Annotated in this window: 30 protein-coding genes; 23 read left to right on the top strand and 7 right to left on the bottom strand. The window is 28.5% G+C overall.

The window, feature by feature from the left end:
• Positions 1 to 19 precede the first annotated feature (19 nt).
• Positions 20 to 757, bottom strand: a complete 738-nt coding sequence (locus JWYL7_RS05245) for a metal-dependent hydrolase (protein ID WP_066069962.1) — start codon at positions 755 to 757, stop codon at positions 20 to 22.
• 220 nt (positions 758 to 977) lie between these two features.
• Between JWYL7_RS05245 and JWYL7_RS05240 the strand changes: the two genes are divergently transcribed.
• Together JWYL7_RS05240 and JWYL7_RS05235 are read left to right on the top strand one after the other, a co-directional pair.
• Complete coding sequence (locus JWYL7_RS05240) at positions 978 to 2642, top strand: ribonuclease J (RefSeq protein ID WP_066069959.1); 1665 nt, start codon at positions 978 to 980, stop codon at positions 2640 to 2642.
• Between the two features lie 123 nt (positions 2643 to 2765).
• A complete protein-coding gene (locus tag JWYL7_RS05235) occupies positions 2766 to 3908 on the top strand; it encodes a D-alanyl-D-alanine carboxypeptidase family protein (protein ID WP_066069957.1) in 1143 nt (380 codons plus the stop codon).
• Between the two features lie 23 nt (positions 3909 to 3931).
• Here the strand turns inward: JWYL7_RS05235 and JWYL7_RS05230 are convergent, their stop codons facing one another.
• On the bottom strand, positions 3932 to 4813 hold the full coding sequence (locus JWYL7_RS05230) for a nucleoside hydrolase (RefSeq protein WP_066069954.1): 882 nt from the start codon (positions 4811 to 4813) through the stop codon (positions 3932 to 3934).
• A 311-nt stretch (positions 4814 to 5124) separates the two neighbouring features.
• Here JWYL7_RS05230 and JWYL7_RS05225 point away from each other — a divergent pair, with 311 nt between their 5' ends.
• From JWYL7_RS05225 to JWYL7_RS05180, 10 genes are read left to right on the top strand one after another with little or no spacing between them, the layout of a single operon-like run.
• Positions 5125 to 5808: a YeeE/YedE thiosulfate transporter family protein gene (locus JWYL7_RS05225; RefSeq protein WP_066069951.1), complete on the top strand. Its 684-nt coding sequence runs from the start codon at positions 5125 to 5127 to the stop codon at positions 5806 to 5808.
• Positions 5809 to 5825: 17 nt separating this feature from the next.
• Positions 5826 to 6050 carry a sulfurtransferase TusA family protein gene (locus tag JWYL7_RS05220; RefSeq protein WP_066069948.1) on the top strand — a complete coding sequence of 75 codons (225 nt, stop codon included), beginning with the start codon at positions 5826 to 5828 and terminating at the stop codon, positions 6048 to 6050.
• 13 nt (positions 6051 to 6063) lie between these two features.
• The gene (locus JWYL7_RS05215; protein ID WP_066069945.1) at positions 6064 to 6585 is read left to right on the top strand and encodes a YeeE/YedE thiosulfate transporter family protein; all 522 of its coding nucleotides are present in this window, start codon (positions 6064 to 6066) and stop codon (positions 6583 to 6585) included.
• 55 nt (positions 6586 to 6640) lie between these two features.
• Positions 6641 to 7876, top strand: a complete 1236-nt coding sequence (locus JWYL7_RS05210; protein WP_066069942.1) for an ABC transporter substrate-binding protein — start codon at positions 6641 to 6643, stop codon at positions 7874 to 7876.
• Positions 7877 to 7880: 4 nt separating this feature from the next.
• Positions 7881 to 8738 carry an ABC transporter permease gene (locus tag JWYL7_RS05205; protein WP_066069939.1) on the top strand — a complete coding sequence of 286 codons (858 nt, stop codon included), beginning with the start codon at positions 7881 to 7883 and terminating at the stop codon, positions 8736 to 8738.
• A 5-nt stretch (positions 8739 to 8743) separates the two neighbouring features.
• On the top strand, positions 8744 to 9553 hold the full coding sequence (locus JWYL7_RS05200; RefSeq protein WP_066069936.1) for an ABC transporter permease: 810 nt from the start codon (positions 8744 to 8746) through the stop codon (positions 9551 to 9553).
• 14 nt (positions 9554 to 9567) lie between these two features.
• The gene (locus JWYL7_RS05195) at positions 9568 to 10602 is read left to right on the top strand and encodes an ABC transporter ATP-binding protein (protein ID WP_066069933.1); all 1035 of its coding nucleotides are present in this window, start codon (positions 9568 to 9570) and stop codon (positions 10600 to 10602) included.
• Between the two features lies 1 nt (position 10603).
• Positions 10604 to 11278, top strand: coding sequence for a TIGR04283 family arsenosugar biosynthesis glycosyltransferase (locus tag JWYL7_RS05190; protein ID WP_066069930.1), 675 nt, complete (start codon positions 10604 to 10606; stop codon positions 11276 to 11278).
• Positions 11278 to 11979: a TIGR04282 family arsenosugar biosynthesis glycosyltransferase gene (locus tag JWYL7_RS05185; protein ID WP_066069928.1), complete on the top strand. Its 702-nt coding sequence runs from the start codon at positions 11278 to 11280 to the stop codon at positions 11977 to 11979. The genes JWYL7_RS05190 and JWYL7_RS05185 overlap by 1 nt, the downstream gene beginning before the upstream one ends.
• Positions 11957 to 12958: a phosphotransferase gene (locus JWYL7_RS05180; RefSeq protein ID WP_066069925.1), complete on the top strand. Its 1002-nt coding sequence runs from the start codon at positions 11957 to 11959 to the stop codon at positions 12956 to 12958. Before JWYL7_RS05185 ends, JWYL7_RS05180 begins: the two co-directional genes overlap by 23 nt.
• A gap of 356 nt (positions 12959 to 13314) precedes the next feature.
• Here the strand turns inward: JWYL7_RS05180 and JWYL7_RS05170 are convergent, their stop codons facing one another.
• Positions 13315 to 14202 (bottom strand): LysR family transcriptional regulator, encoded by an 888-nt coding sequence (locus tag JWYL7_RS05170; RefSeq protein WP_066069920.1) that lies wholly within the window; start codon positions 14200 to 14202, stop codon positions 13315 to 13317.
• 342 nt (positions 14203 to 14544) lie between these two features.
• On the opposite strand from JWYL7_RS05170, the gene JWYL7_RS05165 reads away from it, so the two are divergent.
• The 5 genes from JWYL7_RS05165 to scpB all read left to right on the top strand — a co-directional run bounded on the left by JWYL7_RS05165 (position 14545) and on the right by scpB (position 18253).
• Positions 14545 to 15507 (top strand): sulfurtransferase, encoded by a 963-nt coding sequence (locus tag JWYL7_RS05165; protein ID WP_066069918.1) that lies wholly within the window; start codon positions 14545 to 14547, stop codon positions 15505 to 15507.
• A 47-nt stretch (positions 15508 to 15554) separates the two neighbouring features.
• Positions 15555 to 16256, top strand: a complete 702-nt coding sequence (locus JWYL7_RS05160; protein WP_066069915.1) for a TVP38/TMEM64 family protein — start codon at positions 15555 to 15557, stop codon at positions 16254 to 16256.
• 146 nt (positions 16257 to 16402) lie between these two features.
• On the top strand, positions 16403 to 17002 hold the full coding sequence (locus JWYL7_RS05155; RefSeq protein WP_066069912.1) for a site-2 protease family protein: 600 nt from the start codon (positions 16403 to 16405) through the stop codon (positions 17000 to 17002).
• Between the two features lie 10 nt (positions 17003 to 17012).
• Positions 17013 to 17714: a segregation and condensation protein A gene (locus JWYL7_RS05150; protein ID WP_066069909.1), complete on the top strand. Its 702-nt coding sequence runs from the start codon at positions 17013 to 17015 to the stop codon at positions 17712 to 17714.
• Between the two features lie 5 nt (positions 17715 to 17719).
• Positions 17720 to 18253 (top strand): SMC-Scp complex subunit ScpB, encoded by a 534-nt coding sequence (gene scpB, locus JWYL7_RS05145; protein ID WP_066069906.1) that lies wholly within the window; start codon positions 17720 to 17722, stop codon positions 18251 to 18253.
• Between the two features lie 24 nt (positions 18254 to 18277).
• Here scpB and speB read toward each other — a convergent pair whose 3' ends face one another.
• The 4 genes from speB to JWYL7_RS05125 all read right to left on the bottom strand — a co-directional run bounded on the left by speB (position 18278) and on the right by JWYL7_RS05125 (position 21048).
• Positions 18278 to 19126, bottom strand: a complete 849-nt coding sequence (speB, locus tag JWYL7_RS05140) for an agmatinase (protein WP_066069903.1) — start codon at positions 19124 to 19126, stop codon at positions 18278 to 18280.
• A complete protein-coding gene (speE, locus tag JWYL7_RS05135) occupies positions 19113 to 19970 on the bottom strand; it encodes a polyamine aminopropyltransferase (protein WP_066069900.1) in 858 nt (285 codons plus the stop codon). The genes speB and speE overlap by 14 nt, the downstream gene beginning before the upstream one ends.
• Before the next feature lie 99 nt (positions 19971 to 20069).
• Positions 20070 to 20483, bottom strand: coding sequence for an adenosylmethionine decarboxylase (speD, locus tag JWYL7_RS05130; protein WP_066069897.1), 414 nt, complete (start codon positions 20481 to 20483; stop codon positions 20070 to 20072).
• Between the two features lie 25 nt (positions 20484 to 20508).
• Positions 20509 to 21048 (bottom strand): helix-turn-helix domain-containing protein, encoded by a 540-nt coding sequence (locus JWYL7_RS05125; RefSeq protein ID WP_066069894.1) that lies wholly within the window; start codon positions 21046 to 21048, stop codon positions 20509 to 20511.
• A gap of 194 nt (positions 21049 to 21242) precedes the next feature.
• Here JWYL7_RS05125 and JWYL7_RS05120 point away from each other — a divergent pair, with 194 nt between their 5' ends.
• The 6 genes from JWYL7_RS05120 (at position 21243) to JWYL7_RS05095 (ending at position 26503) form a co-directional block, all read left to right on the top strand.
• Positions 21243 to 21860 carry a hypothetical protein gene (locus JWYL7_RS05120; RefSeq protein WP_066069891.1) on the top strand — a complete coding sequence of 206 codons (618 nt, stop codon included), beginning with the start codon at positions 21243 to 21245 and terminating at the stop codon, positions 21858 to 21860.
• Positions 21847 to 22275, top strand: a complete 429-nt coding sequence (ytfJ, locus tag JWYL7_RS05115) for a GerW family sporulation protein (protein ID WP_066069888.1) — start codon at positions 21847 to 21849, stop codon at positions 22273 to 22275. The genes JWYL7_RS05120 and ytfJ overlap by 14 nt, the downstream gene beginning before the upstream one ends.
• 93 nt (positions 22276 to 22368) lie before the next feature.
• Positions 22369 to 23319: a sulfide/dihydroorotate dehydrogenase-like FAD/NAD-binding protein gene (locus tag JWYL7_RS05110; RefSeq protein ID WP_066069885.1), complete on the top strand. Its 951-nt coding sequence runs from the start codon at positions 22369 to 22371 to the stop codon at positions 23317 to 23319.
• A complete protein-coding gene (locus JWYL7_RS05105) occupies positions 23316 to 24596 on the top strand; it encodes an FAD-dependent oxidoreductase (protein WP_066069882.1) in 1281 nt (426 codons plus the stop codon). Before JWYL7_RS05110 ends, JWYL7_RS05105 begins: the two co-directional genes overlap by 4 nt.
• A gap of 719 nt (positions 24597 to 25315) precedes the next feature.
• Positions 25316 to 25630, top strand: coding sequence for a thioredoxin (trxA, locus tag JWYL7_RS05100; protein ID WP_066069879.1), 315 nt, complete (start codon positions 25316 to 25318; stop codon positions 25628 to 25630).
• Positions 25631 to 25642: 12 nt separating this feature from the next.
• A complete protein-coding gene (locus JWYL7_RS05095; RefSeq protein WP_066069875.1) occupies positions 25643 to 26503 on the top strand; it encodes an NAD(P)/FAD-dependent oxidoreductase in 861 nt (286 codons plus the stop codon).
• Positions 26504 to 26666 lie beyond the last annotated feature (163 nt).

Raw genomic sequence — 26666 nt, 5'->3', positions numbered from 1 at the left:
TGGAAATGGCCATGGGTTTTTAAAATAATTTAAGAGAATAAAAAACAATACCTACGAATATTAGTACATATAAGATTTCGAAAAAATTGCCAATTGCACTTCCTACCTTTATAAATCCCAAAGATATTTTTTTATTAGAAATTGGATAAAATATAGGTATACCCATTTTTGTAAATATATCACCTAAAAGTAGGTGAGAAGCATATGATAAAGTTCCGTAAAAAGCTAGATTATCAGAGTTAAGTATTTTTTGAACTTCATATAAAACATAATATATAAAAGCTATACCTAAAATACTATGAGTAAATCCTCTGTGTTTTAACCAAGGAGCTATACCTATAAACATACAAATAATTATAAAAGAATTTGGCGCTTTTACGTAATATAGTGAAAAGCAAAGAACTACAAATAAAAAGGTAAGAAGAGATTTTCTTAAAAATGAATGGTTTAATTTAGTTTCGACTAATATTATAATAAAAAAGCTAATAATAAGATTAAATAGTAAATTTTTATTTATATAAGTTAATATAGATAAAACTAGCATGTTAATCAAATAGATAAGATACCTGTATAAAGCTTTTGATACTGATGGTTTTAATACTAGATTAGATAAAGTAGAATTAGGTTCATCAATATCAGGTAAAACAGAACATATACAAACAAATATAAATTCTAAAGGACTTAAAGGTTTATTAGTTATTATGGATGCTTGAATGCAAGAAAGAATACCAACGGCTACATGTGTTTTACCTTTCATAAAAACCTCCTAATATAGTGTAACACTTTGAGCATATCAAAAAAAGACAAGATTGTCAAAGTATGTATTAATTTAAAGTTTAAAATACTATTTTATGATGAATGAAATTATGGTAGAATAAATAATATTGTTGGTAATAGTTGGGCGGATTATATTATTACCTGTACGATTAATTGGACGGGTTTTATACATAAATTAACTATAAGGAGTTGGTAAAAATATGACACGAGGAAGTTCAAAACTAAGAGTGATACCTCTTGGCGGACTGAATGAAATAGGGAAAAACATGACTTTAATAGAGTACAAAAATGAAATAATAGTTATAGATTGTGGTCTGAGTTTCCCTGAAGATGAAATGTTAGGTATTGATATAGTTATACCTGATATAACTTATTTACTTAAAAATAAGGAAAAAGTAAAAGGAATTTTTATAACTCATGGACATGAAGATCACATAGGAGCGATTCCTTATGTCCTAAAGAAACTAAATGTTCCTATTTATGCTACAAAACTTTCGTTAGGTTTAATTGAAGTAAAATTAAAAGAACACAAATTTAATAATGCTCAATTAATAAAGGTAGATGCTGGACAAAAAATAAGCTTTAATAATATGGAAATAGAGTTTATAAGAGTTAACCACAGTATACCAGATGCTTGTTCTATAGCTGTAACTACAGATATAGGAACTATATTCCATACAGGAGATTTTAAAATAGATTATACCCCTATAGATGAAGATGTTATGGATTTTCATAGAATAGCAGAAATAGGGAAAAAAGGTGTTCTTCTGATGATGGCTGACAGTACAAATGTAGAGAGAAATGGATCTACAATGTCAGAAAGAACTGTAGGTGATACCTTAGACAAAATATTTATGAATGCTCAAGGAAGAATAATAATAGCTACTTTTGCATCGAATATTCATAGAGTACAGCAAATAATAAACTCAGCTCAAAAGTATAACAGAAAAGTAGCAGTATCAGGAAGATCAATGGTTAATGTTGTAAATGTAGCAACAGATCTTGGATATTTGACTATGCCTGATGACATTCTTATAGATCTAAATGAAATAAAAAACTATAAAGATAACGAGATAGTAATAGTAACTACAGGGTCTCAAGGTGAACCTATGTCAGCTCTTTCTAGAATGGCATCTTCAGAGCATAAAAAGATGGAAATTATACCAGGAGATCTAGTTGTTATATCAGCCCACCCTATACCAGGAAATGAAAAAACGGTATCAAGAGTTATAAACCAACTTTTTGAAAAAGGTGCAGATGTAATATATGATGATTTAGCAGATGTTCACGTTTCAGGTCATGCATGTAAAGAAGAGCTAAAACTAATGCATAGATTAGTTAAACCAAAATATTTTGTTCCAGTTCATGGAGAATTTAGACACTTAAAACAACACGGTGAATTAGCAGTATCATTAGGTATGCCTGAAGAAAATGTATTTATTATGTCTAGTGGTTCAGTTCTTGAACTTGATAGAAACAGTGCAAAAATAGTAGGAACAGTGCCTTCAGGAAGAATCCTAGTAGATGGATTAGGTGTTGGAGATGTAGGAAATATAGTTTTAAGAGATAGAAAACATCTTTCTGAAGATGGACTTATGGTAGTAGTAGTAACTATATCTAAAGAAGATGGAAAAGTTTTAGCAGGTCCAGATATAATATCAAGAGGATTTGTGTATGTAAGGGAGTCAGAAGATCTAATCGAAAAAGCAAAATTAGTTGTAAAAGAGGCTCTTTCTCAATGTGAGCAAAAACAGATAAGAGAATGGGCTCAGTTAAAAAGTACAATAAAGGATGAACTTAAAAACTATTTATATGAAAAAACAAAGAGAAATCCGATGATATTACCTATAATAATGGAAGTATAAATGGAAAAAAAAAGTCCTAATCACAAAGATTAGGACTTTTTATTTTTTTTTACAATTCAATACTTGTATAATAAGTTTTTCAGAGTGAAAAGATATATTTAAAAAAGTAATGAGGTGGAAAATATGAAAAAAACGTTAAGTATTTTTTTAATTTGCCTTTTGGTATTTATAAATATACCTATAGCATCAGCAAATGAAGCTATAAATATTACTGCAACATCTGCAATACTCATAGATGGAAAAAGTGGACAGATAATATATGAAAAAAATGCTCATGAAAAACTTCCACCTGCAAGTGTTACAAAGATAATGACTTTGCTTTTAATTATGGAAGCATTAGATGAAGGTAGAATTAAATTAGATGATAAAGTTACTATAAGTGAAAAGGCAGCTAATATGGGTGGAAGTCAGCTTTATCTAGAACCAGGAGAAGTTAAGGATGTAGAGACTTTGATTAAGGGAATAGCAGTGGCTTCAGGAAACGATGCATCGGTAGCAATGGCAGAATTTATATATGGAAGTGAAGAAGTATTTGTTAACAAGATGAATGAAAGAGCTAAAGAATTAGGAATGACAAATACTAATTTTGTAAATACTAATGGCCTTCCAGTAGAAAATCATTATACTACAGCATACGATATAGCATTAATGTCAAAAGAATTGCTAAAACATGAGTCTATACACAAGTACTTAACTATATGGATGGAAGAAATAATAGTTGGAAAAAATCAAAAGAAGTTTGGACTTGTAAATACTAACAAATTAATAAGATTTTATAAAGGAGCAAACGGAATAAAGACGGGATTTACAGCTGAAGCTAAGTACTGTCTTTCCGCCTCAGCACAAAGAGATAATTTGTTATTAATTGCAGTTGTTTTAGGATCACCTACATCTAAAGAAAGATTTAGTGATGCTTCTACTTTACTAAATTACGGATTTGCAAACTATGAAAGTATAAAAGTTTACGATAAAGGTGAAATAGTGGAAAAAATACAAATGGATAAATCAGATGATGTAAATATAGAAGCAGTATGTAAAGATCCTATATATTTATTAAATAAAAAAGGAGATAAACAAGAGATAGAAAAAAGAATAAATGTAGACAAAAATATTAAATTACCTATATCAAAAGGACAAAAACTAGGACAGGTAGAAATATATAAAGGAGATAAACTAATTGCAAAATCAGATTTAGTATCAAATAAAGATCATAAAAAAGCAGGATACTTTAAAATACTAACTAGAGTTGTAAAAAATCTGATATAACTAAAAAGGTATAAGCTTTAAGCTTATACCTTTTTAGTTATATTTACATTTGCCCATGCCTTAAATATTATTTCATTAAAAAGGTCTATATCTTTTATCTTTGAAGGTATATTTACAGTGTATCCACAAGGTGATGAACTAATCTTTAAATATCCTCTACTCAAATCATCCTCCGTAGATACTATGCTTACGAAGTTATCTTCGAATAATTCAGGGTTTGTTATATAAACAGCAGATACTATATCCCAATTATAAAAACCTTTAATTTCGAATTCTTTCATAACATGGTTAAACCAATATTTTGTTTTATCGTTAATGTATTTATATATAGGAATATTGCTATTAGTTAATCTTTCGTATTCTTTTTCTCCAAAGAAAGCTTGAAGACATATATGAGCATCTAAAGTTGTTACCTTAATTCCAGAAGATAACACTTTCAAACTAGCTTTAGGATCACATGAAAAATTAAGTTCATCTAAATTTTTGCCATTTATTATTAAAGGTTTAGTAATTCCACCCATAAGAACTATTTGTTTTAAGTTTTTAAAAAAGTTATTATCAATTTCATAGGCTCCGTATAAATTTGTTAAAGATCCAGTAGCTAAAAGAGTTATTTCGTTTTTATGCTCAGCTGCTGCTTTAGCTAAAAATTCGGCAGCTTCACTTTTTCTATTTGATTTACAAGCACTACCTTTATATAATGGTATATGAGATATATTTAGATCTTTAAACATTTCAATAGTATTATTATGGACTGTATCGATAGTGCTATTACCATATGTAGTTGTAATACCTAGTATTTTTACATCGCTTCTTCCTAATAAATAAAGAAGTGCTAAGCCGTCGTCAACATCACAACCTTCAACACCCATAGTGTTATCAAAATCAAATATTATTTTAATCATAGTACAAACTCCTTTATATAATATATTTTTCTTATAACACATAGGAAATTATGCACTTTAATAAATTGTAATAAAGTTATAATTTCCGTAATGTGTTAGAGCAAAGTCTTTTGTATTAATTTTTCAAAGAAGACTTTGTTCATTAAGATTTTAACATATAGATTATATTGAACAATATCTAAATATATAAAACATAATTATCTAATATAATAATACTCTATACTTATAAAAACTAGTTTAATGTATAATTAAAATAAGAAACTTTTGATTATAATTTAACATAATCAAGTTTCTAAGAAGAGGAGTACTTTATGTCTACAGATAAAATACAACAACTCAAAAATACAAGAAAAAAACAAACCAAACCCAAAAAGAACCAAGTATATTATGCTTTAGTTGTTCTAGCTATAGCAATATATATCTATGCAACCTTTTTGAAGAATAATGCATATTATAGTAGATTCTGGATAATAGGTCTTTTGATTGGATTTACACTTCAAAGATCAAGATTTTGTTTTAGCGCAAGCTTTAGAGATCCTGTTCTTGTAGGAAGTACATCTATTTTAAAGGCAATAATAATAGCTTTTATTATAAGTACTATAGGTTTTTCTGTAATACAAAAGCAGTATGTAATGAATGATATAAACAATATACCCGGACAAATATATCCTGTTGGAATACACACTTTTATAGGAGCATTACTATTTGGTATTGGAATGGTAATAGCAGGAGGATGTGCATCAGGGATTCTTATGAGAATTGGTGAAGGATTTATGCTTCAGATATTTGTTTTAGTTGGATTTATAATAGGGGCTATGACAGCTGTTGTAAACTTTGAGTTTTGGGATAAAACAATAATTTCAAAATCTCCACAGATATATATACCTAAATATCTAGGTTTTCCTAATGCAAGTATTTTACAAATAATAGTTTTGATTATTTTATATATTGCAATTAGTTTATATCATAATAAAAATAACATTATGAAAATGTAGCATCAGGAGGAGAAAGTATGGCTCAAATCAAATTGGATTGCATGTACGAAGCCTGTCCAATTCCTTTAATCAAGGCACATAAAGCTCTTGAAAAAATGAAAAAAGGAGATATATTAATACTACAGACAGATCATTCGTGTTCTATTGTAAATGTAGTTGAGTGGGCAAAAAAGCAAAATCTTAGTGTAGACTATGTAGAGATAGCAGAAGGTGAATGGGAAATATATATAGAAAAAAGTTAGTAGGGGTGATACGTTGAGTCTATATAATAAAATATTTAAAAAACCATGGCCTTATTGGGTAGGAGGTATAATATTAGGAATCCTTAATGTAGTTTTACTGTGGATTACAGGTAAGGCATGGAAAATAACTACAGGATTTGTATATTGGGGGGCATATATATTAGAAAAAATAGGCTTTAACCCTTCTTCATGGTATTATTTTAATAGTGCATATATTACAGAGTTAGATGCTTCATCAAACTTTATAAATAACTATTATACAGTAATAAATATTGCCATTATACTTGGGGCTTTGATATCAGTATTATTGGCGAAAGAATTTAAAATAAAAAAGATTAAAAATAAAAAACAACTTATAGTAGGACTTATAGGTGGGTTTTTAATGGGGTATGGAAGTAGGCTAAGTTTTGGATGCAATATAGGAGCATATTTTAGTGCTATACCATCTTTTTCAGTTCATGGATGGGTGTTTGCTATTGCTATGTTTATAGGAGCTTATATAGGTTCTAAAATATTATATAAATATATTTTATAAGCTTATATAGGTTCTAAAATATTATATAAATATATTTTATAAGGAGGTTAAACTTATGAAGAAAATAATTTCTGTAATTTTGACTATATTTTTATCTTTTAGTTTGATTGGATGTAGTCAAAATGATCAAAAAATATCAGACAGCTTAGAAGAAAAAGATTGGGAAAGTATTTTAGAAAGTAGTAGAGGAACTACTGTTAATTTTTATGGTTGGGGTGGATCTGACAGTGTAAATAAATGGTTAGATACATATGTTGCTCCTAGATTAAAGGAAGAGTACGATATAACTTTAAACAGGGTTCCGATGAATATTGATGATATTTTAAACAAACTTTTAGGAGAAAAACAGTTAGATGTAAAGCAAGGAACAATAGATGTTGTATGGATAAATGGAGAAAACTTTTATACAGCTAAGACAAATGGCCTTTTATATGGTCCGTTTACAGAAAAACTTCCAAACTTTAATAAATATGTAGATAAAGATTCAGTTGAGGTAAAATATGATTTCGGATTTGAAGTAGAAGGATATGAGGCACCTTATGGAAAAGCACAATTTGTAATGATTTATGATAAAGATAGAGTAACATCAGTGCCTAGAAATCATCAAGAGTTACTACAACTTGTAAAAGAAAATCCAGGCAAATTCACATACCCAGCTCCACCAGACTTTACTGGAAGTGCATTTGTAAGAAATATAATATATGATATAGTTGGGTATGAACAATTTATGAATTTAGAGCCAGATAAAGAACTTATAAGAGAGAAAATTCAACCAGCTATAGATTTCTTAAAAGAGATAAAACCTTATCTTTGGAGAGAAGGAAAAACATATCCTGCTACTATAGCACAACTTGATAATATGTATAGTGACAAAGAAGTATTTATGACTATGACTTATAATCCAAACTCAGTTGCAGCAGGAATACAAGCAGGAAGATTTCCACAAACAAGTGCTTCTTTTGTATTTGATAAAGGGACTATAGGAAATACACACTTTTTAGCAATACCATTTAACTCTACAAATAAAGAAGGGGCTTTAGCTGTTATAAACTTTATATTAAGTCCGAAGGTACAAGCTTCTAAATATGACCCTGAAAACTGGGGAGATCTATCAGTATTAGATAATAGTAGATTAAGTGATGAAGAAAGAAAAATGTTTGAAGATATAAAAGTTGGAAAAGGCGTAGTTTCTTTAGATGAATTATTAAGTCATAGATTACCAGAGATGCCGGCTAATTTAGTTCCTATAATAGAAGAAATCTGGCTAGAAAGCATACCAGAGGGTGAGTAAAAAATTGAAGGAAAAATTAAAACCATATTTATTAATAATGCCAGCTACAAGTATCCTACTTGGGATATTTGTAGCTGCTGTAATTATTATCTTAATTCAAAGTTTAGGCTATTTTCCGGCAGTTGGACTAGATAAGTTTACATTTATGTATTATACAAAGTTATTTACGGATCCTACTTTTATTTCTTCTTTGAAATTCAGTTTTTATATATCTTTCGTATCATCTACAATAGCAACTATACTAGGAGTTTTACTTGCATATTTAATAGTAGAAAGTACTCATAAAAATTTCATAAAAAATACATTATATAAACTTCCTATAATAGTGCCTCATTCAGTTGGGGTAATATTAATTTATAGTTTATTAGCTCAGAGTGGATTAGTTGCTAGAGTGTTATATTTTTTTGGATTTATTAGTAGTAAATCTGATTTTCCAGCTCTTATATATGACAGAAATGGCATTGGAATAATAATAGTATATTTATGGAAAAGTATTCCTTTCATAGCTCTTACGGTTTATACTATATTAAGCAATATAAATGAAAAATTATCTCAAGTAGCATCAAACCTAGGAGCTAGAAAGAAAGATATATTTTGGCATATATTATTGCCACTTTCTACACCAACTATAATTTCTTCATTCATAATTATATTTGCTTTTTCATTTGGATCATTCGAAGTACCGTTTTTGCTAGGACCAACTACTCCGAAAGCTTTACCTGTTAGAGCTTATGTTGAATATATTAATCCAGACCTAACAAATAGACCATACTCTATGGTAATAAATATGACTCTTACAATAGTTTGTGTAATTTCAGTTTTAATTTACGAAAAAATATTCAGAACAATTCATAAAAGGTGAAAATAATGAAGGTTACAAGATCGATTATTATAAATTTTTCTATGTATTTAATAATATCTTTGCTTATAGTTCCATTATTAATTTTATTTGTATGGAGTTTTGCAAGTAACTGGCCATGGCCATATATATTTCCTAGAAATTTTAGTTTAAGAGGAGTGGAATATTTTCTAAGTCCTACGAGTAATTCAATTAAAATACTAGGATTTAGTGTATGGATATCTTTAATAGTTACAATAATAACTCTTCTTATAAGTATACCTGCAGCAAAAGCACTTGCACTTTATGATTTCAAAGGAAAGAGATTTTTAAATTTGATGGTACTTTTTCCGTTTATAGTACCCCAAATATCTGTTGCTATGGGAATACATTTAGTATTTATTAGACTAGGTATAGCAAATACATGTTTGGGAGTTATATTAGTCCATCTAGTACCATGCATTCCTTATGCAATCAGGATACTCACAGGCATATTTGAGATAATAGGTGAAAATATGGAGATACAGGCTAAGGTGTTAGGAGCAAGTTCTGTTCAAGTGTTTTTAAACATTACACTACCTTTAATAGCTCCTGGTATTATATCTGCAGGAAGTCTTGTATTTATAGTTTCATTTAGTCAGTATTTTATTACTTTTCTAATTGGTGGAGGAAGAATAATAACATTTCCTATGGTAATGTTTCCGTTTATACAAAGCGGAGATAGAATGATGGCTTCAGTATATAGTCTAGTATTTATACTTACAACATTATTTGTTCTATTTGTTGTTGAGAAGATGATAAAAAATTATTACAAAGAAGGAAACAACTTTTATATATAAGAAGGAGCTTGAATATGTCTAAAATAGATTTAGTAAATATAAGCAAAACATTTGATAATAAAAAAATTCTTGACAATATCAACTTTACTGTAAAGGAAGGCGAATTAGTCTCTCTCTTAGGGCCATCAGGATGTGGCAAAAGTACAACATTAAAAATAATAGCTGGTATAATCAAGCCAGAAGACGGAGATATTTTGTTTAATGATAAATCAGTAATAAATATCCCTGTTGAAAAAAGGGGAGCTATAATAGTATTTCAAGACTATTTATTGTTTCCACATATGACAGTAGAAGAAAATATATCTTTCGGCCTGAAAATGGCAAAAGTTAAAAAAGAAAAAAGAATCGAAAAAGTGAAAGAATTACTAGAACTAGTTCACTTAAATGGATATGAAAAGAAATATCCAAGTGAGCTTTCAGGCGGACAAAAGCAAAGAGTTGCAATAGCTAGAGCATTAGCTGTAGATCCTAAGGTACTTTTATTAGATGAACCTTTTTCTAACTTAGATATAAATTTAAGAGATACAATGAGAGAGTTTGTAAGTAACATACAAAGAAAGCTAAAAATAACGACTATATTAGTAACACATGATAAAGAAGAAGCTTTGATGATGTCAGATAAAATAGCAGTTATGCTAAATGGAAAAATAAAGCAATTTGCAACACCTTACGAAGTTTACACAAACCCTGCTTCTAAGGAAGTAGCTGACTTTTTCGGAGAAAAGAATTATATAGATGGAAAAATAAATAACAGCCACTTTGTTACAGAATTCGGAAATATACCTATATATTCTAGGACAAGTTCAAATCTACATGCTATGATTAGACCTGAAGATGTTAAGATATTTCCTAGGGAATATAACAACGGACCTGTAGGAAAAATAATCAAAAAGAAATTTGCTGGAGAGAAGATATATTACGATATAAAAATAAAAGATAAAGTTATAAAATGTTCTACAGATTCTATAAATAAGTTTGATATAGATAGCCAAGTATGTATTTGTGTAGATCTTGAAAAAGCTATCTTGTATGAAAAGACGGAGGAATAAGATGGTATCTATAATAATCCCTGTTTTGAACGAGGAAAAATCAATTGAAAAACTACTAAAACAATTAACAGATCTTAAATTAGATAAAGAAATAATAGTAGTAGATGGAGGTAGTAGTGATAATACAGTATGTATTTCTAAAAAATATGCTAAAGTTATAAAAAGTCAAAAAGGAAGAGCTACACAAATGAACTCAGGAGCAAAGGTTTCTAAAGGAGATATTTTGTGGTTTGTTCATTCTGATTCAAATATAAACAAAGAATCGTTAAGTTATATAAAAAAAGCTATAAATCAGGGTTATATAGGAGGAGGTTTTTCTTTATATTTTAGTGATAATAACTCTTTATTTATGAAGTATATAGCTTTGACATCAAACTTAAGAGCCAAACTTTTAGGACTTTATTTTGGTGATCAAGGAATATTTATAAGAAAAGATGTATTTGAAAAAGTAGGAGGTTTTCCTAAAATAGAAATAATGGAAGATTTCCAATTTTCAATAGATATAAAAAAATATGGAAAGATGAAGCTATTAAAAATCCCAATAGGAACATCAGCAAGAAGATTTGAAAAAGGTGGATATCTAAAAACATTTATACTTATGCAAAAAATGAAGATACTTTATATGCTTGGAGTAAAACCATCTAAACTTAGTAAAATGTATAGGGAGGCTAGATAATGAAAGCTTTAATATTAATGACAAGAGTCCCTATCCCAGGAAAAACAAAAACTAGACTTATGGAAATCTTATCTGCAAATGAATGTGCACAAATACACACAAACTTTTTATTAGATATATTTAATGTATTACACACTTTAAAAGAAGATATTGATATATATTTAAGCTATACACCTAAAGAGGAATTTGACCTTATGAAACATATAGTTCCTAAATATATAAATACTTTTCCTCAAAGAGGAGATACTCTAGGAGATAAAATGGCAAATTCTATTGAATATCTTTTAAATAAAGGATACTCAAAAGTTGTATTGATAGGATCTGATATACCAGATATTAAAGATACAGATATAAAAAATGCATTCGATATATTAAATACAAAAGATGTAGTAATAGGCCCAACGTATGATGGAGGATACTACTTAATAGGAATGAAAAAAATATATAGATCAATATTTAGCGATGATATAAAATGGGGATACAAGACAGTATTAGAAGGAACACTTGACATATTAAATAAGTTAAATATAAATGTAGGTATTAATACTAAACTTAAAGATATAGATACAAAAGAGGATCTTATAGATTTTTTTGAAAGAATGAACCAGCACGATGATAAAAATATATTACCTAAAAACACTATAAATTTCTTAAAAAAATATTGGAGTGATAATTGGGATGTTAAAAGATATATTAAGTAGTCAGATAAAACATTATATAAAAGACAAAAACATAAACAACTACATAAATTTACAAAGTAACTTTAATGTCGAATTTTTAGCTCAAGGGGAGTATAATGTAAATTTTCTTATTTACGACAAGTATAACAAATATGTATTTAGAGTAAATACAAAGAGTCAGCTCCAAATAGAAAATCAAATAAAGTATGAATATGATGCACTAAAAAAGCTTGAAATAAGCAAAGTAACTCCTAAAGTTTACTATCTTGATGACACTAAAAGTTATATAAATTATGGGATATTAATAATGGAATATCTTAAAGGGCGACCTTTAGATTACAGTAAAGATTTAAACAAAGCAGCTAAGATATTTTCTAAAATACACTCAATAGACACAAATAATGGTAATTATTCTAACTTTATCAAGGAAGAAAATATATTAAGTGATAGGATAAAAGAGGCTAAGAGGCTGTTAAAAATATACTTTGATAGTGACATAGTCAATACAGAGCAAAAAAAATTTTTCTATAATTTTATACAGTGGGCAGAAAAAAATAGGTACAAAGAAAATTATTTCAAAGATAATGTATGGATGGTTATAAATAACACTGAAGTAAACTCACATAATTTTATAATAGGAGATGAAAATTCTTTTTTAATAGATTGGGAAAAACCTGTTATAAGTGATCCTTGCCAAGATATAACTCAATTTCTTGCGCCTACTACGACACTTTGGAAAGCTAACTATATTTTAAGTAAAGAAGAAAAAGAAATGTTTTTTAAGGTATACAAGGACTATTTAAATGAAGATAAACAAATAGAAGAAAGAGTACACATATACACTCCATATTTATATCTAAGGGCACTTTCTTGGTGTGCCTATGCATTTATAGAATATCAAGATCCAAATAAAGATATAAAGAATATGGATACATTTAAAAAAATAAAAGAATATCTAGATATAAACTTTATGAACAACTTGTTGAAAGATTATATCTAGATAGAAATAGAAAAAGATAAAGTAACATTAGGAGTTATATTGATTTTTAGGTATAAGGCTTTAGAACTAGTTCTAGTTCCTTGAGAAAATGTTAGTGAAAATGGAATATTAGCCTTAACGAGTAAATTGATTATAATATTTAGGTGACAAAATTTTATACCATCACAATTGAAAAGAAGTTTGAAAAGTTCAGAACCGAGTAAAACTTCTAAATCTTTATTTAGATTACTCAAATTACCCATTTTGTTACCTCGCTCCATAAAAAAGTCATATTATATAATATGACTTTTTTATTATTTTGTATATAAATTTAGATAATGATTGTAAAAAAAGACCATAACAAAATGTTATGGTCTTTAACAAAAACCTCTTCTTGATGACTTTATAAAGTTTATAAAATCACTTTCAAAAGGAGTTAAGCAATAGTCTTTCCTATAGGCAATATAAAATTCACAGATTAAATCTAGATTTTCTATTTTAATTTCTTTTAATATGCCTTCCTTAAGTTCTCTTTTAATACTAAGTTCAGGAATAAAAGATATACCTTTTCCAGAAATAACAGAAGATTTAATAGCTTCCATAGAATTAAGTTCATAAATTACATTTAACTTATCTATAGGTAAAAGAGGATCAATATATTTTATTACAGTATCCCTAACACCCGATCCTTGCTCTCTGAAAATTAAAGGAAGTTTTGTAAGTTCATCTAAAGAAATACTATCTTTCATAAGAGGTAAAGATGTAACGAGAAGTAATCTATCTTTAGTGATTTTTATTGTTTCTATATTCTTTTCGTGTATATCTCCATGAATAATTCCTATATTTATATTTCTATTTATCAGATTTTCTATAACTTCTTTTGTATTACTAATTTCCATATTTATTTCAATATCTTTATGATCTTGTTTAAACACATATATACTACAAGGAAGAGCATACTCACCTATTGCTTTACAGGATCCTATCAAAAGGTTCTTTCTATTTACCTTTAAGTTTTCCAAATCTCTATCTATGTTTTCTTGTAAAGATAAAATAGTACTAGCATAATCAAAAACTATTTTACCTGCCTCAGTAAGCTCAACTCCCTTGTTACTTCTGTTTAAAAGAGTTATTCCTAGTTCTTTTTCAAGAGATTGTATTTGAACACTAAGACCAGGTTGAGTAAGGTGCAAAACCTTAGCAGCCTTAGAAATACTATTTAACTTTACAGTAACAAAGAAAGATTTTAGATATTGTAAGTTCATACCATCACCTATAACAAAGATTATTTTATATAGCTGAATATCATTATAACATACTTTATATAAACTTAACAAATAATTATAACGAAATAAGTCGTATGTAGAATTTTTAACGATGATAATTTATTGTTATGTACTATAAGTATTATTTATTATAAATTAGATATTTCTTATAATATAATGATAGAGTAAAGGGGTTGACAAAATTATCATTTTGATAAATAATAGTATCAGGTAGGGTGAGCTTGTACATAGTCTATCACAGTATATTAAGATTTATTATTGGGACTTATATCCCGATAAAGATAAACAATTAACAAACAGTAATTATAAGGAGGGTAAAAGATGAAAAAGATTTTAGCACTAGTATTGACTTTACTTGTTACACTTGGTGCAGTAGGATGTAATAAAGTAGAAGTAAAATCAGAAGAAGAACTTAAAGAACAAAAAAGAAAATATGCTGACTACCACAACCCAGATGTACTTATAAGTGCACTTGAAGCTAAAGAATTAATGGAAAGTGGAGAAAAAGTAGTAGTTGTAGATATTAGACCTACTGCTGAATATGTTCTAGGACATATACCTGGGGCTATAGATATATGGAGACCTTCATATGAAAGTAAAAACTATCCGTTTGGTGGTATGGCAGCAGAAAGAGAAGAAATGGAGAAATTCCTAGGAAGTATAGGAATTGATAATGAAACTTTAATACTTGCATATGATGCAAAAGGAGATTACGATGCAGCAAGACTTTGGTGGATACTAGATATGTATGGTTATGATAATATAAAATTAATAGACGGTGGACTAGATGGATGGAAAGCAGCAGGACTATCAACAAGAACTGGTGCAAGACCAGCTGTAACACCAACAGAATTTAAATTCCCTAATCCAGAAAATAAAAGCAAACTTGCTACTTTAGAAGATGTAAAAGCAGCTATAAATGATCCAAATGTAATAATACTTGATACTCGTTCACTAGAGGAAGCAACAGGTGAAAAACGTCTAGGAGATGCTAAGAGAGCAGGAAGAATTCCAACATCTGTATGGGTTGAGTATGTAAATGCTCTAAATCCAGATGATAATACTTTCAAAACTGCACAAGAACTAAAAGCTTTATTTGAAGAAAACGGAATAACTCCAGATAAAACTATAATAGCATACTGTCAATCTGCTGTTAGATCAGCACACACTACTTTCGTACTAACTCAACTTTTAGGATATGAAAATGTTAAGAACTACGATGGTTCTTGGCTTGAGTGGAGTATGAATGAAGATTTAGAAATAGAAACAGGAGCATTAAAATAATTTAATAGGGGCATTGCCCCTATTTTTCTAAATATAGGAGGGGAAAAATGAAAGGTAAAGAAAAACAACAAACAAAATCTGGAAAAGGAAAATTAATAGGTATTATAGCTGTTTTTGCTATAGTTATAATTTTAATGAAACAATTTGGTCTATTTGAATACATTAGTATAGAAAACCTTCAAAATTTAAAAAATTGGATAAATAGTTTTGGAATTATGGGTCCTATTATATATATTATACTTTATACAATAGCTGCACTATTTTTCTTACCAGGCCTTCCAATAGCACTTTTAGCAGGTTTCGCATTTGGCCCTGTGATGGGAGCATTATGGGCTGCAACAGGAGCTACTTTAGGAGCTACAGCAGCTTTCTTAGTAGCTAGATACGCAGCAAGAGGTATGGTAGAAAAATGGGTTGAAGGAAATGAACAGTTCAAAAAAATAGATGAAGGCGTTGAAAAACAAGGTTGGAGAATGTTAATGATTACTAGATTAGTACCTGCTTTCCCTTATAATGTTCAAAACTTCGTATATGGACTTACAAAAATAAATTTATTAACTTATATAATAGTTTCATTTATATGCATGTTACCAGGAGCTGCAGCTTTTACTTTTATGGCAGGATCTATAGCAAGTGGAGAAGGAGATATGAAAAAAACATTCATGTATTTAGCTATAGGAGCTATATTCTTTGTTATAATTTCTTTAATACCAGGATGGATACAAAAGAAAAAGAACTTAGATTTATAAAAAAGCTATGCAAAAAGCCTTCTATTATTAAATAGAGGGCTTTTTTCTATATATAACACATAGGAAATTATGTACTTTTTAATATATAACAAAATGATATATTCTGATATAATAGTTATTGTTAAAGTTTAAAGGAGAGGTGAAAATTGATTATTAATATTATTGAACAGATTCCAGGCATATTAATAGCAATTTCAGTACATGAATTTGGTCATGCTCTTATGGCCTACATGTTAGGAGATGATACAGCTAAAAGGTATGGAAGATTAACTCTTGATCCATTTAAACATATAGATGCAATTGGAATGATAGTAATGTTTATAGCAAGATTTGGTTGGGCAAAACCTGTACCTGTAGATGAAAGAAATTTTAAGGTTAATAAAAGATTAGGCATATTTTTAGTTTCAATTTCAGGACCGATATTTAATATAATTACTGCGATATTGATTATTTATATTTTCAAGTTACAATATATATTTTTAAATATATATGCTCTTAACAGAATAATACCACATATATATAGATTTAATATTATATTTGCATGTTTTAATTTAATTCCTATTCCTCCTTTGGATGGTTCAAAAATATTGCTATCAATTCTTCCAAATAGATTAATTAAATACTACTATAAATACGAAGAAATAGGGAATATAGTACTTTTACTTTTAATATTTACAAACAACATAAGTTTATTAATCATGCCTATATATACTTTTATAAATAGTATAGTTGTTTTATTTGTGTAGGAGGGGGTTTATGAAATATAATATAACCTTAAAATCATATGAAGGACCTTTGGATCTTTTGTATGACTTAATTTCTAAAAATAAAATAGATATATATGAAATATCTATTGCTGAAATAACAGACCAATATATAAATTATATAAAAGAAATGGAAAAAATGGATCTAGAGTTAACAAGTGAATTTATAATGATGGCATCAAGGCTAGTTCAAATGAAATCAAGGTATTTATTGTTTAAAAAGAGCGAAGAAGATCAAGTTGATCCAAGAAAAGAATTAATAGAAACTTTAATAGTATATAAACAATTCAAAAATGCATCAGAATTTTTAAAGAGCAGACAAAATGAAGGAGATAAACTATTCTTTAGAAAAAAAGAAGAATTATTTGAAGAAGAAAAAATTGATTTGCAAAATCTTAATATACAAATGTTATCTAGTATCTTTCCAACATTTATAAAGAAAGAAATAAAAAAGGAGTCATCATTTCCTAAAGTATACAAATTTCAAACAATATCATTAGAAGAACAAATAGATTATGTCAGATTTAAGGTAAATAAGGAAGGAAAATTATCTTTTAAAGAACTTATAAAAAAAGAAACAAAAGAAGAGATAATAGTTACATTCTTATCTATATTAGAATTAATAAAAGCAAATGAAATAACAGTAAATCAAGATACACTTTTTTCTGACATTTTAATAAAGAAAGTAGAGTGATATGTATGAATATAAGAAATATTATAGAATCTATATTGTTTGCATTTGCAGATCCTATAAGCCCAAAAGATATAAAAAACATATTAAATGATGATATAACTATAAGTGATATAAGAAAAGAAATAGAATTTTTAATGAAAGAGTATAAAAAAAATAATAGAGGAATACAAATAATAAGGCTTGATGATAAATATCAAATGTGTACAAATAAAGAATACGAAAGTTATATAAAAAAAATACTTCAGCCTAAGAAAAAAAAGACACTAACACAGGCAGCACTTGAAACATTAGCTATAATAGCATATAAACAACCTATAACAAAAGTAGAGATAGAAGATATAAGAGGTGTAAAATCTGATAAGGCAATAAATACATTAATAGAAAATAACTTGATAAAAGAAGCAGGAAGATTAGATAAAATAGGAAAGCCTATACTTTACAAAACAACTGATGAGTTCTTAAAAGTATTTGGACTTCAAAGTCTAAAAGATCTTCCTGAACTTGAAAGTTTCAAAGAAGAAGAAAAGGAGGCTTACTAAGCCTCCTTCTTTGTTAACAAAATCCTACAGGCAAAGTAGCATCTCGCGAATAACTTTGCAAGCAACAGCAGTAGATACACCTGTTGGATCATAATCTGGTGCAAGTTCAACAACATCAGCACCAACTATTTTTAAGTTAGACATAAGTTCAATAGCTTCAATCATTTCTTTAAAGTCAATTCCGCCAGGCTCAGGAGTACCTGTTCCAGGGAATATAGAAGGGTCAAGAATATCAAGATCTATAGTTACATATACAGGCTTATCTTTGATTTTTTGGACAACATCTTTTAAAGTAGAAGTATCAAATTTATTTAGATAAGTATGACCCTCATTAGCCCAATCAAATTCCTTTTTAAGACCTGATCTAATACCAAATTGGTATATTCTATTATCGCCAAGTAAATCCCAAGCTCTTTTTATAACAGTAGCATGAGATAAAGGCTCTCCCATATAATCTTCTCTAAGGTCAGTATGAGCATCAAAATGAAGTATAACAAGATCAGGATATTTTTCATAAAGAGCTTTGATAGTAGATATAGAAACTAAATGTTCTCCACCTATCATAAGAGGTTTTTTGTTAGCATCTATTATTTGTTTAGAATATTCATATATAATATCTAAAGCTCTGTTTTTATTTCCAAAAGGAAGTTCAAGATCTCCTGAATCGCAAACCTTTTTATCTAATAGGTCTTTATCAAGATAAGGGCTATAAGTTTCAAGTCCGTAAGATTCAACTCTTACTCTGTAACCAGCAAATCTTGATCCAGGTCTGAAAGAACATGTTCCATCAAATGGAGCACCAAACATTACTACATCAGCATCATCAAATGAATGTTCACAACCTATAAAACTGTAGCTATTAAATAGTTCCATTTTCGAAAAACTCCTTTACAAAGTTTGGTAGAGCAAAAGATCCTACGTGAAGATCTGTATTATAGTATTTAGTTTTTATATTTAAACTATTCCACTTTTCAGCATTTAAATCCTTTACAGGGTCATATTTTTTAGAAGCAAATCCAAATAACCAGTATCCAGACGGATAAGTAGGTATACACGCTTGATATACTTTAACTATAGGGAATATCTTTCTTAATTTAGAATTTGCTTTTAAAGCAGCTTCTTTAGTATCGTGATAGAATACAGATTCATTTTGATTAACAAGTATTCCATCTTCTTTTAATATTCTAAAGCAATTTTTATAAAAAGCAGTAGTAAATAACCCTTCACCAGGTCCTATTGGATCCGTAGAGTCTATAATAATAAGATCATATGTATTGTCTTTTGAATCTTCAACAAACTTAACCCCGTCTTCATATAAAAGGTTAACTCTAGGATTTTCAAGTTCACAAGATATAGTTGGGAAAAACTCTTTTGCAGCATCGCAAACAAGCTTATCTATCTCAACCATATCTACATGTTCGATATGCTCATATCTCATAAGCTCTCTTACAGTTCCGCCATCTCCACCGCCGATAACTAATACCTTTTTGATATTAGGATTTACAGCCATTGGAACATGAACAATCATATCGTGATAAACAAATTCATCTTTTTCTGTAACCATAACAAGACCATCTAAAGTCATAAGTTTTCCATATTCATATGTATCTAAAACATCTAGTTTTTGAAACTCGCTTTGTCCACTAAATAAATGTTCCTTAACTTTAAGAGAAAAATTAACACTATTTGTATGCTTTTCTGTATACCATAGTTCCATATAAAAACCTCCTAAACTAAAGTTTACTATACAAAACCTGTACCAAAAAGGGTACAGGTTTAATTTTCTCAAAATAACTAAATAATATCCAAAAATATATTAAACAGTAGCTTTGAAACTAGTTGGATTTATATCTTCCTTAGAGTAAAGTTTTATTTTATCAACAATACCTCTTGGAACTTCTGTAGTTTCAGAAACTTCAGCTTTTAATTTATCCTTCATATATTGGAAAGCAACCCAAGGATTAACTTCATCTCCACAAGTAAAGAAGTCAACAGCAGCGTATCCGTACTCTGGCCAAGTGTGAATAGTTAAATGAGATTCTTGGATTACAACAACTCCACTAACTCCCCAAGGATTGAAAAGGTGGAAATTACTAGTAACAACAGTAGCTTTAGACTCTTCAGCAGCCTCTATCATAAACTTTTCGATTAACTTATGGTCATTTAAAAGCTCCTTGTCACAGTTATAAAATTCAGCTAAAATATGTCTTCCTAATTGTTCGATTTTCATATCAAATTCTCCTTTCTTATATTTATTAAAAAGATGGAGGGCTTGAAACCCATAACACAGTAGCAATCTTATTTGAATTATTCACTATATAATGCTCCTTGTGAGGAGTAAAATAAAAGCTTTCGCCTTTTTTAACTTTAAACTTTTTACCACCAATATGCAAAGTGATAGTGCCTTTTATTACATAACCAAATTCTTCGCCGTTGTGAGGTCTATCTATACTAGTTGAGCCACTTGGTTCAATATCTATCAGTATAGATTCCATTATATGCTTTTGAGAATTTGGAATAAGCCAATGTATAGTGTGCTTTAAATCTTCATTTGAAGACTCATATATGTCATCTTTTGTATAAACTACTTTTTCCTCAACTGATTCATTAAAAAAAGATTTAAGATCAGTTCCTAGTGCTTCTAAAATATCCATCAAAGTAGCAATCGAAGGAGAAGTTATATCTCTTTCAATTTTAGATATAAAACCTTTAGTAAGATCGCATCTTTGAGCTAATTCTTCTTGAGTTAGTTCGTTAAGTATTCTAAGCTGTTTAATTTTTTCTCCAATTTTCAAAAAAATCACTCCTAGTAAAAGGTAAAAAAATAAACATACAGTAAACTAAAAGTTGATTATAAGTATCATTTCCTAAAAGTAAACTTTTTGTTTACCATTTATAATATAAACTAAAATGAAAAAAAGTCAATACTTTGAGTAAAAAAATTTTTAAGCTTGATTATATTTAATATGTTTAGGAAATAATAAGTTATATGAATAATTACATAATCTTAATTTTAGCCTTATCTATTTTAGTTTTTATCTTTATTAATTCTAAGATAAAAATGAGTATAAAAATATTGAAAAATGGGGAAAATGACGAAGTAGTCATAAATATAACTGCACTGTTTGGACTTTTAAGATACAAAAAAGAAATTCCATTTATAGATTTAGATGCAAGTAAGGAGGGTATAAGTCTAAAAACATCTAAGGTAACATCTTTTGAAGGCAAATCAATAAGTACAAAAAAAGAAAGACTAAATATAACTACATTAATAGAAAATCAAACAAAATATAAAGAAATATTTAGCTACTTTATAAAGAAAATACAAGTAACCCAGTTGATAAGTCAAATACATATAGGAAGTAGCAATGTATTTGTTACTACTATAGCTTTTAACTTTATTCACTTTATATATGCACTTTTATACACAAATATAGATGCAAAATATCTACTTCTTAGAGTTCACCCTTCATTTGACAAAGATGAATTTAAAGTTTATTTCAAAACTGCATTTAATATAAAAATTAAAAATTTTTTATATCTAATAAAGTATTATAAGATATTTAGTGATAATAGAAAGGTTGGTGTAGAAAATGAACAATACTAATCCTATAGAAGATTTAATGAAGACTACTATGGAAAATATGAAAAACATGATTGATGTAAATACTGTAATAGGCGATCCTATAGAAACATCTAATGGAACAATAATAATACCTATATCAAAAGTATCATTTGGATTTGCATCAGGTGGTGGAGAATATATAAAAGGAAAAAGAGAAAAATTAGAAGAAATAGCTAAAGAGTCTTATCCTTTTGCAGGTGGAACAGGAGCTGGAATATCAGTTCAGCCAGTAGGATTTATGATAGTAAGTGATAATGAAACAAAATTAATTCCAGTAGATCAAAATATAACAATGGTAGATACAGTTTTAAATACTCTTCCTAAAGTTATGGAAAAAATTCAGAGTATTTTAGATAAGGGTAAGCAAAACAATAAAGATGAAGAGGGTATACACTAAACTGCTAATTTAGCAGTTTTTTTATTTGTAACAAAACTATCAATATATAAATAAAATATACTAGTGATATTTTTATAAGGGGAAGGGATTAATATGAAACCTAATGAATGTGTTGATGTAGGAAGTGAGTACTGTCCTTGTTATTTAGCTCAAACTCAAGATTGCATATTATGTTCACATTTGCAAGGACAAAACACATGTGAATGTTTATGGCAGGGGGTATGCGTATACGAAAGATTTATAAGAAATAACAAAAAAGCACAGGAGTTCAAAAAAGATATACTAGTAGACATTAAAGATTCATATGAAATACTAGACAATGTATATCTTATAGAAGCCTATATACCACAAGAACTAGGCGAAGAACTAATAAATCCAGGTTCGTATGTTTTTTTAAGAGGTGGAGAAAAAGTTGAAGAAAAATTTAACATACCTATATCGGTTACAGATGTAGATTTAAAAGAAAATATACTAAAAGTTGTAGTAGCAATAAGAGGACCTAAAACAAAAGAAATTTTGAAAAGTAAAAAGATGTATATAAGAGCACCGTATAAAAATGGGATATTTGGTCTTAAATATTTAAAAATAATGAGAAATTCTAAAGTGGTCTTAATATCATCAGGAATAGCACAAGTAACCTTAATTAAAGTTATAAAACAGCTGACTAAAAACAACAACGATATAACTGTGATAATAGACCAAAATAAAAGAAAAGTAGAATATATACAAAATTATATAATTCAAAATGAAAATATAAAATTTATGTATTTAGATTTAAATAAACAGGAAGATATATTAAAGCAAGAACTAAGAAATGGAGTGAAGCTAGTTTATAGTGCTGGTTCAAATACATTTAATAAAAAAATTATGAATATTGTAGATAGCGTAGATGAAAATATATATTTAGTAATTAGTAATAACAATTTAATGTGTTGCGGAGAAGGAATTTGTGGGGCGTGCTCAGTTAAAATAAAAGATCAAATTATAAAAACTTGCAAAACCCAAATTGAGCCTAGATTATATCTAAAGGAGGCTTTGAAATGAAAAAGATAGTAGTTATAGGTGGAGGTTGGGCAGGGTGTGCAACTGCTATATCTGCTAAAAAAGCAGGTGCAAATGTCACATTAATAGAAAGAACTGATATGCTTTTAGGACTTGGTAATGTAGGTGGAATAATGAGAAATAACGGAAGATATACAGCATCTGAAGAGTGTATATTACTCGGAGGACGAGAAATTTTTGAAATAACAGATATGTGCTCAAGGCACAAAAACATAGATTTTCCAGGACATAAACATGCAAGTTTATACGATGTAAATATAATAGAAGCATTCGTAAGAAGAAAACTTGAAGATATGAATATAAAGATACTTTTTAAAAGTAGAGTAGTAGATGTAAATCTTAATGGATCTAAAATAGAAGCAGTAGTATTAGAAGATGGAAAAACAATAAAAGCAGATAGTTTTATAGAAACAACAGGATCAACAGGCTCAATGGGTAATTGTTTAAAATATGGAAACGGATGTGCAATGTGTGTATTAAGATGTCCATCGTTTGGACCAAGAGTTAGCATAACTCAAAAATGTGGACTTAAAGATATTATAGGAAAAAGAAATGATGGAAGTTATGGAGCTTTTAGTGGATCAGTAAAATTAAATAAAGAATCATTAAGCGAAGAAATAAGAAATGAGTTAAATAAAAACGGTTTAGTGGTAGTTCCACTTCCTAAAGAAGAAATAAATCATGGGAAACTAGATATTAAGGTATGTCAACAATATGCATTAGATGAATTTGCTAAAAATCTTATATTACTAGACACAGGTCATGCAAAACTTATGGTACCTTTTTATCCTCTTGAAAAACTAAGAAAAATAAAAGGTTTTGAAAATGCTAGATATGAAGATCCGTATTCAGGAGGAATAGGAAATTCTATAAGATATTTATCTGTTGCAAAAAGAGATAATAGTTTAAAAGTTAAAGGAATAGATAACTTATTTGTAGCAGGAGAAAAAAGTGGATTTTATGTAGGTCATACAGAAGCTATAGTTACAGGATATCTAGCAGGTCACAACAGTGTAAGAAACTGTATCGGAATACCACTTCTTAATCTTCCAAGAAACATAGCCATAGGCGATTTAATAGCTTATGGAAATGAAATTTTAAATAATGAAGAATCAGACAAAGTTAAAATAACATTTGCAGGATCTATATATTTTGAAAGAATGAAAAAACTAGGGTTATATACTTTAGATAAAGATTATCTAAGAGAAAAAATATCAAAGCTTGGGCTTATTAATATTTATGATGAGAAGATAGTATAACAAATAGGAGTAGAACTGTAAAGTCTACTCCTTAGACTGTTGACAAATTCAACTCAGGAAAGCTTTTTTGAAAATTTTTCAAAAAGCTTTCTTTATTTTTATGCTAAAATATAAATTAAGGATAAAGCGTCCTCTAATGGAATGAGCGGCCTTTAAATTTCACCTTGAGATTTCTATAATCTCCATACATCCTGAATTCTAGAAACTTTGAAACTCGCAAGCTCAAACATTCAAAGTTTCTATAGCCTTCAGGATGTATGTCGATAAGAAATCTTTCAAGGTTCATTAAATCAGGCCTATCCATTCCATTTAGAGTCCGCTTTATAAAAATCCACATTCTACTTACAATAAAAGTATATATGCACTAAGATCACAAGACTATCGAAAGAGTAGTTGCTGATTTAAAAGAAAAGCATGGACTGCGTTATACAACCCTTTTTCAATTTTTCTTAGCATAAAATATGATTTTTCCAAATTAAGGGATAAATCATATGCAAGATTAAAAATTTGCCCTTTCGGGCAGATTGTTTTGTCTACAAACTGACACAATAGCTTTGGCTATTGTGTTTTTTCTATATAAAATTAGGTTATAATACCGTGTAGTTGGTGTAACTCTTTTTCGAAATATCCATATATTATTATATAACGATATTGACATATTTATATTCAAAGAGTACAATAATAATTGTAAAAGATAAATAAATGAGGAGGTAGATGTTATGGTTAAGATTATAACAGGCAATCAGTTCCAAAGTGAAGTTGAAAATTACGAAGGGTTAGCTGTAGTCGATTTTTTTGCTAATTGGTGTGGACCTTGTAAAATGTTAGCACCTGTGTTTGAGAGTTTAAGTGAAGAAATGCAAAATGTTAAATTTTTAAAGGTAGATATAGATAAAGATATACAATTAGCCCAAAGATTTAATATAACTAGTGTACCGACTATGATAGTATTTAAAAATGGAAAAGTAGTTGATACTATAATGGGATTTAGACCTAAAGAAATGATAAAATCTCAAATAGAATCAAACTTATAAAATGGTGATCAGATGAGATATGATATAGCTATAATAGGAAGTGGACCTGCTGGGCTCTCAGCAGCAATAAACGCAAAGGTAAGGAATAAAAATATAATACTGTTTGGAAGCTCCAATTTAAGTGATAAAATAGTTAGAGCACCAGTAATTGATAACTACTTAGGAATTTATAATGTAAATGGAGAAGGTTTAAAGAATGCTTTTAGATCTCATATTGAAAGCATGGATATAAAGATAAATGAAGAAAGAGCAACTAATGTATATGCAATGGGAGAGTATTTTGTAGTAGCTGCAAATGATAAAATGTATGAAGCTACTACTGTTATACTTGCAACAGGTATAGAATATACAAAACCTATAAAAGGGGAAGAAGAATTTTTAGGAAAAGGTGTAGGTTATTGTGCAACTTGTGATGCATCTTTGTATAGAGGTAAAAAAGTTGCTATAATAGGCTATAATGTTGAAGCAGAACAAGAAGCAAACTTCCTAGTAGAAATAGCTTCTAATGTTTATTACATTCCTATTTATAAAGGAAATTATAGTTTAGATAAAAATATACAAATAATAAAAGATACTCCTTTGGAAGTTAAAGGTAAAGAGTATGTAGATAGACTCGTTTTAAAAAAGTCTGAGATAGATGTTGATGGGGTATTCTTTATTAAAGATAGCATATCACCTAAATATTTAGTTCCAGGGCTAGAAATGGAAAAAGGTCATATAAAGGTAGATAAAAATATGCACACAAATATAAAAGGGTGTTTTGCTGCAGGAGATTGCACAGGTAAACCTTATCAATATTTAAAAGCTGCAGGCGAAGGACAGATAGCAGCTTTGAGTGCAGTTTCATATCTAGATACTAAAAAAAATAACTAAGTTTTTATGATATGCTCCTATGAGAGTAAACAGATTTTAAAATCTGTTTATAAAATGGGAGCATATTGTTTTTTTAATACATATGAAATTATACACTTTGTTTTTTTAAGATTAGCTATCTTTTAGTAATTATATATTAAACCTTGGAATAGTATATATAGAA

This window comes from Alkalithermobacter thermoalcaliphilus JW-YL-7 = DSM 7308 (genome assembly GCA_001584565.1).
GTDB lineage: Bacteria > Bacillota > Clostridia > Peptostreptococcales > Peptostreptococcaceae > Alkalithermobacter > Alkalithermobacter thermoalcaliphilus.
Note: the sequence above shows the minus strand (reverse complement) of the source record. Positions and strands in the feature narration are given on the sequence as shown.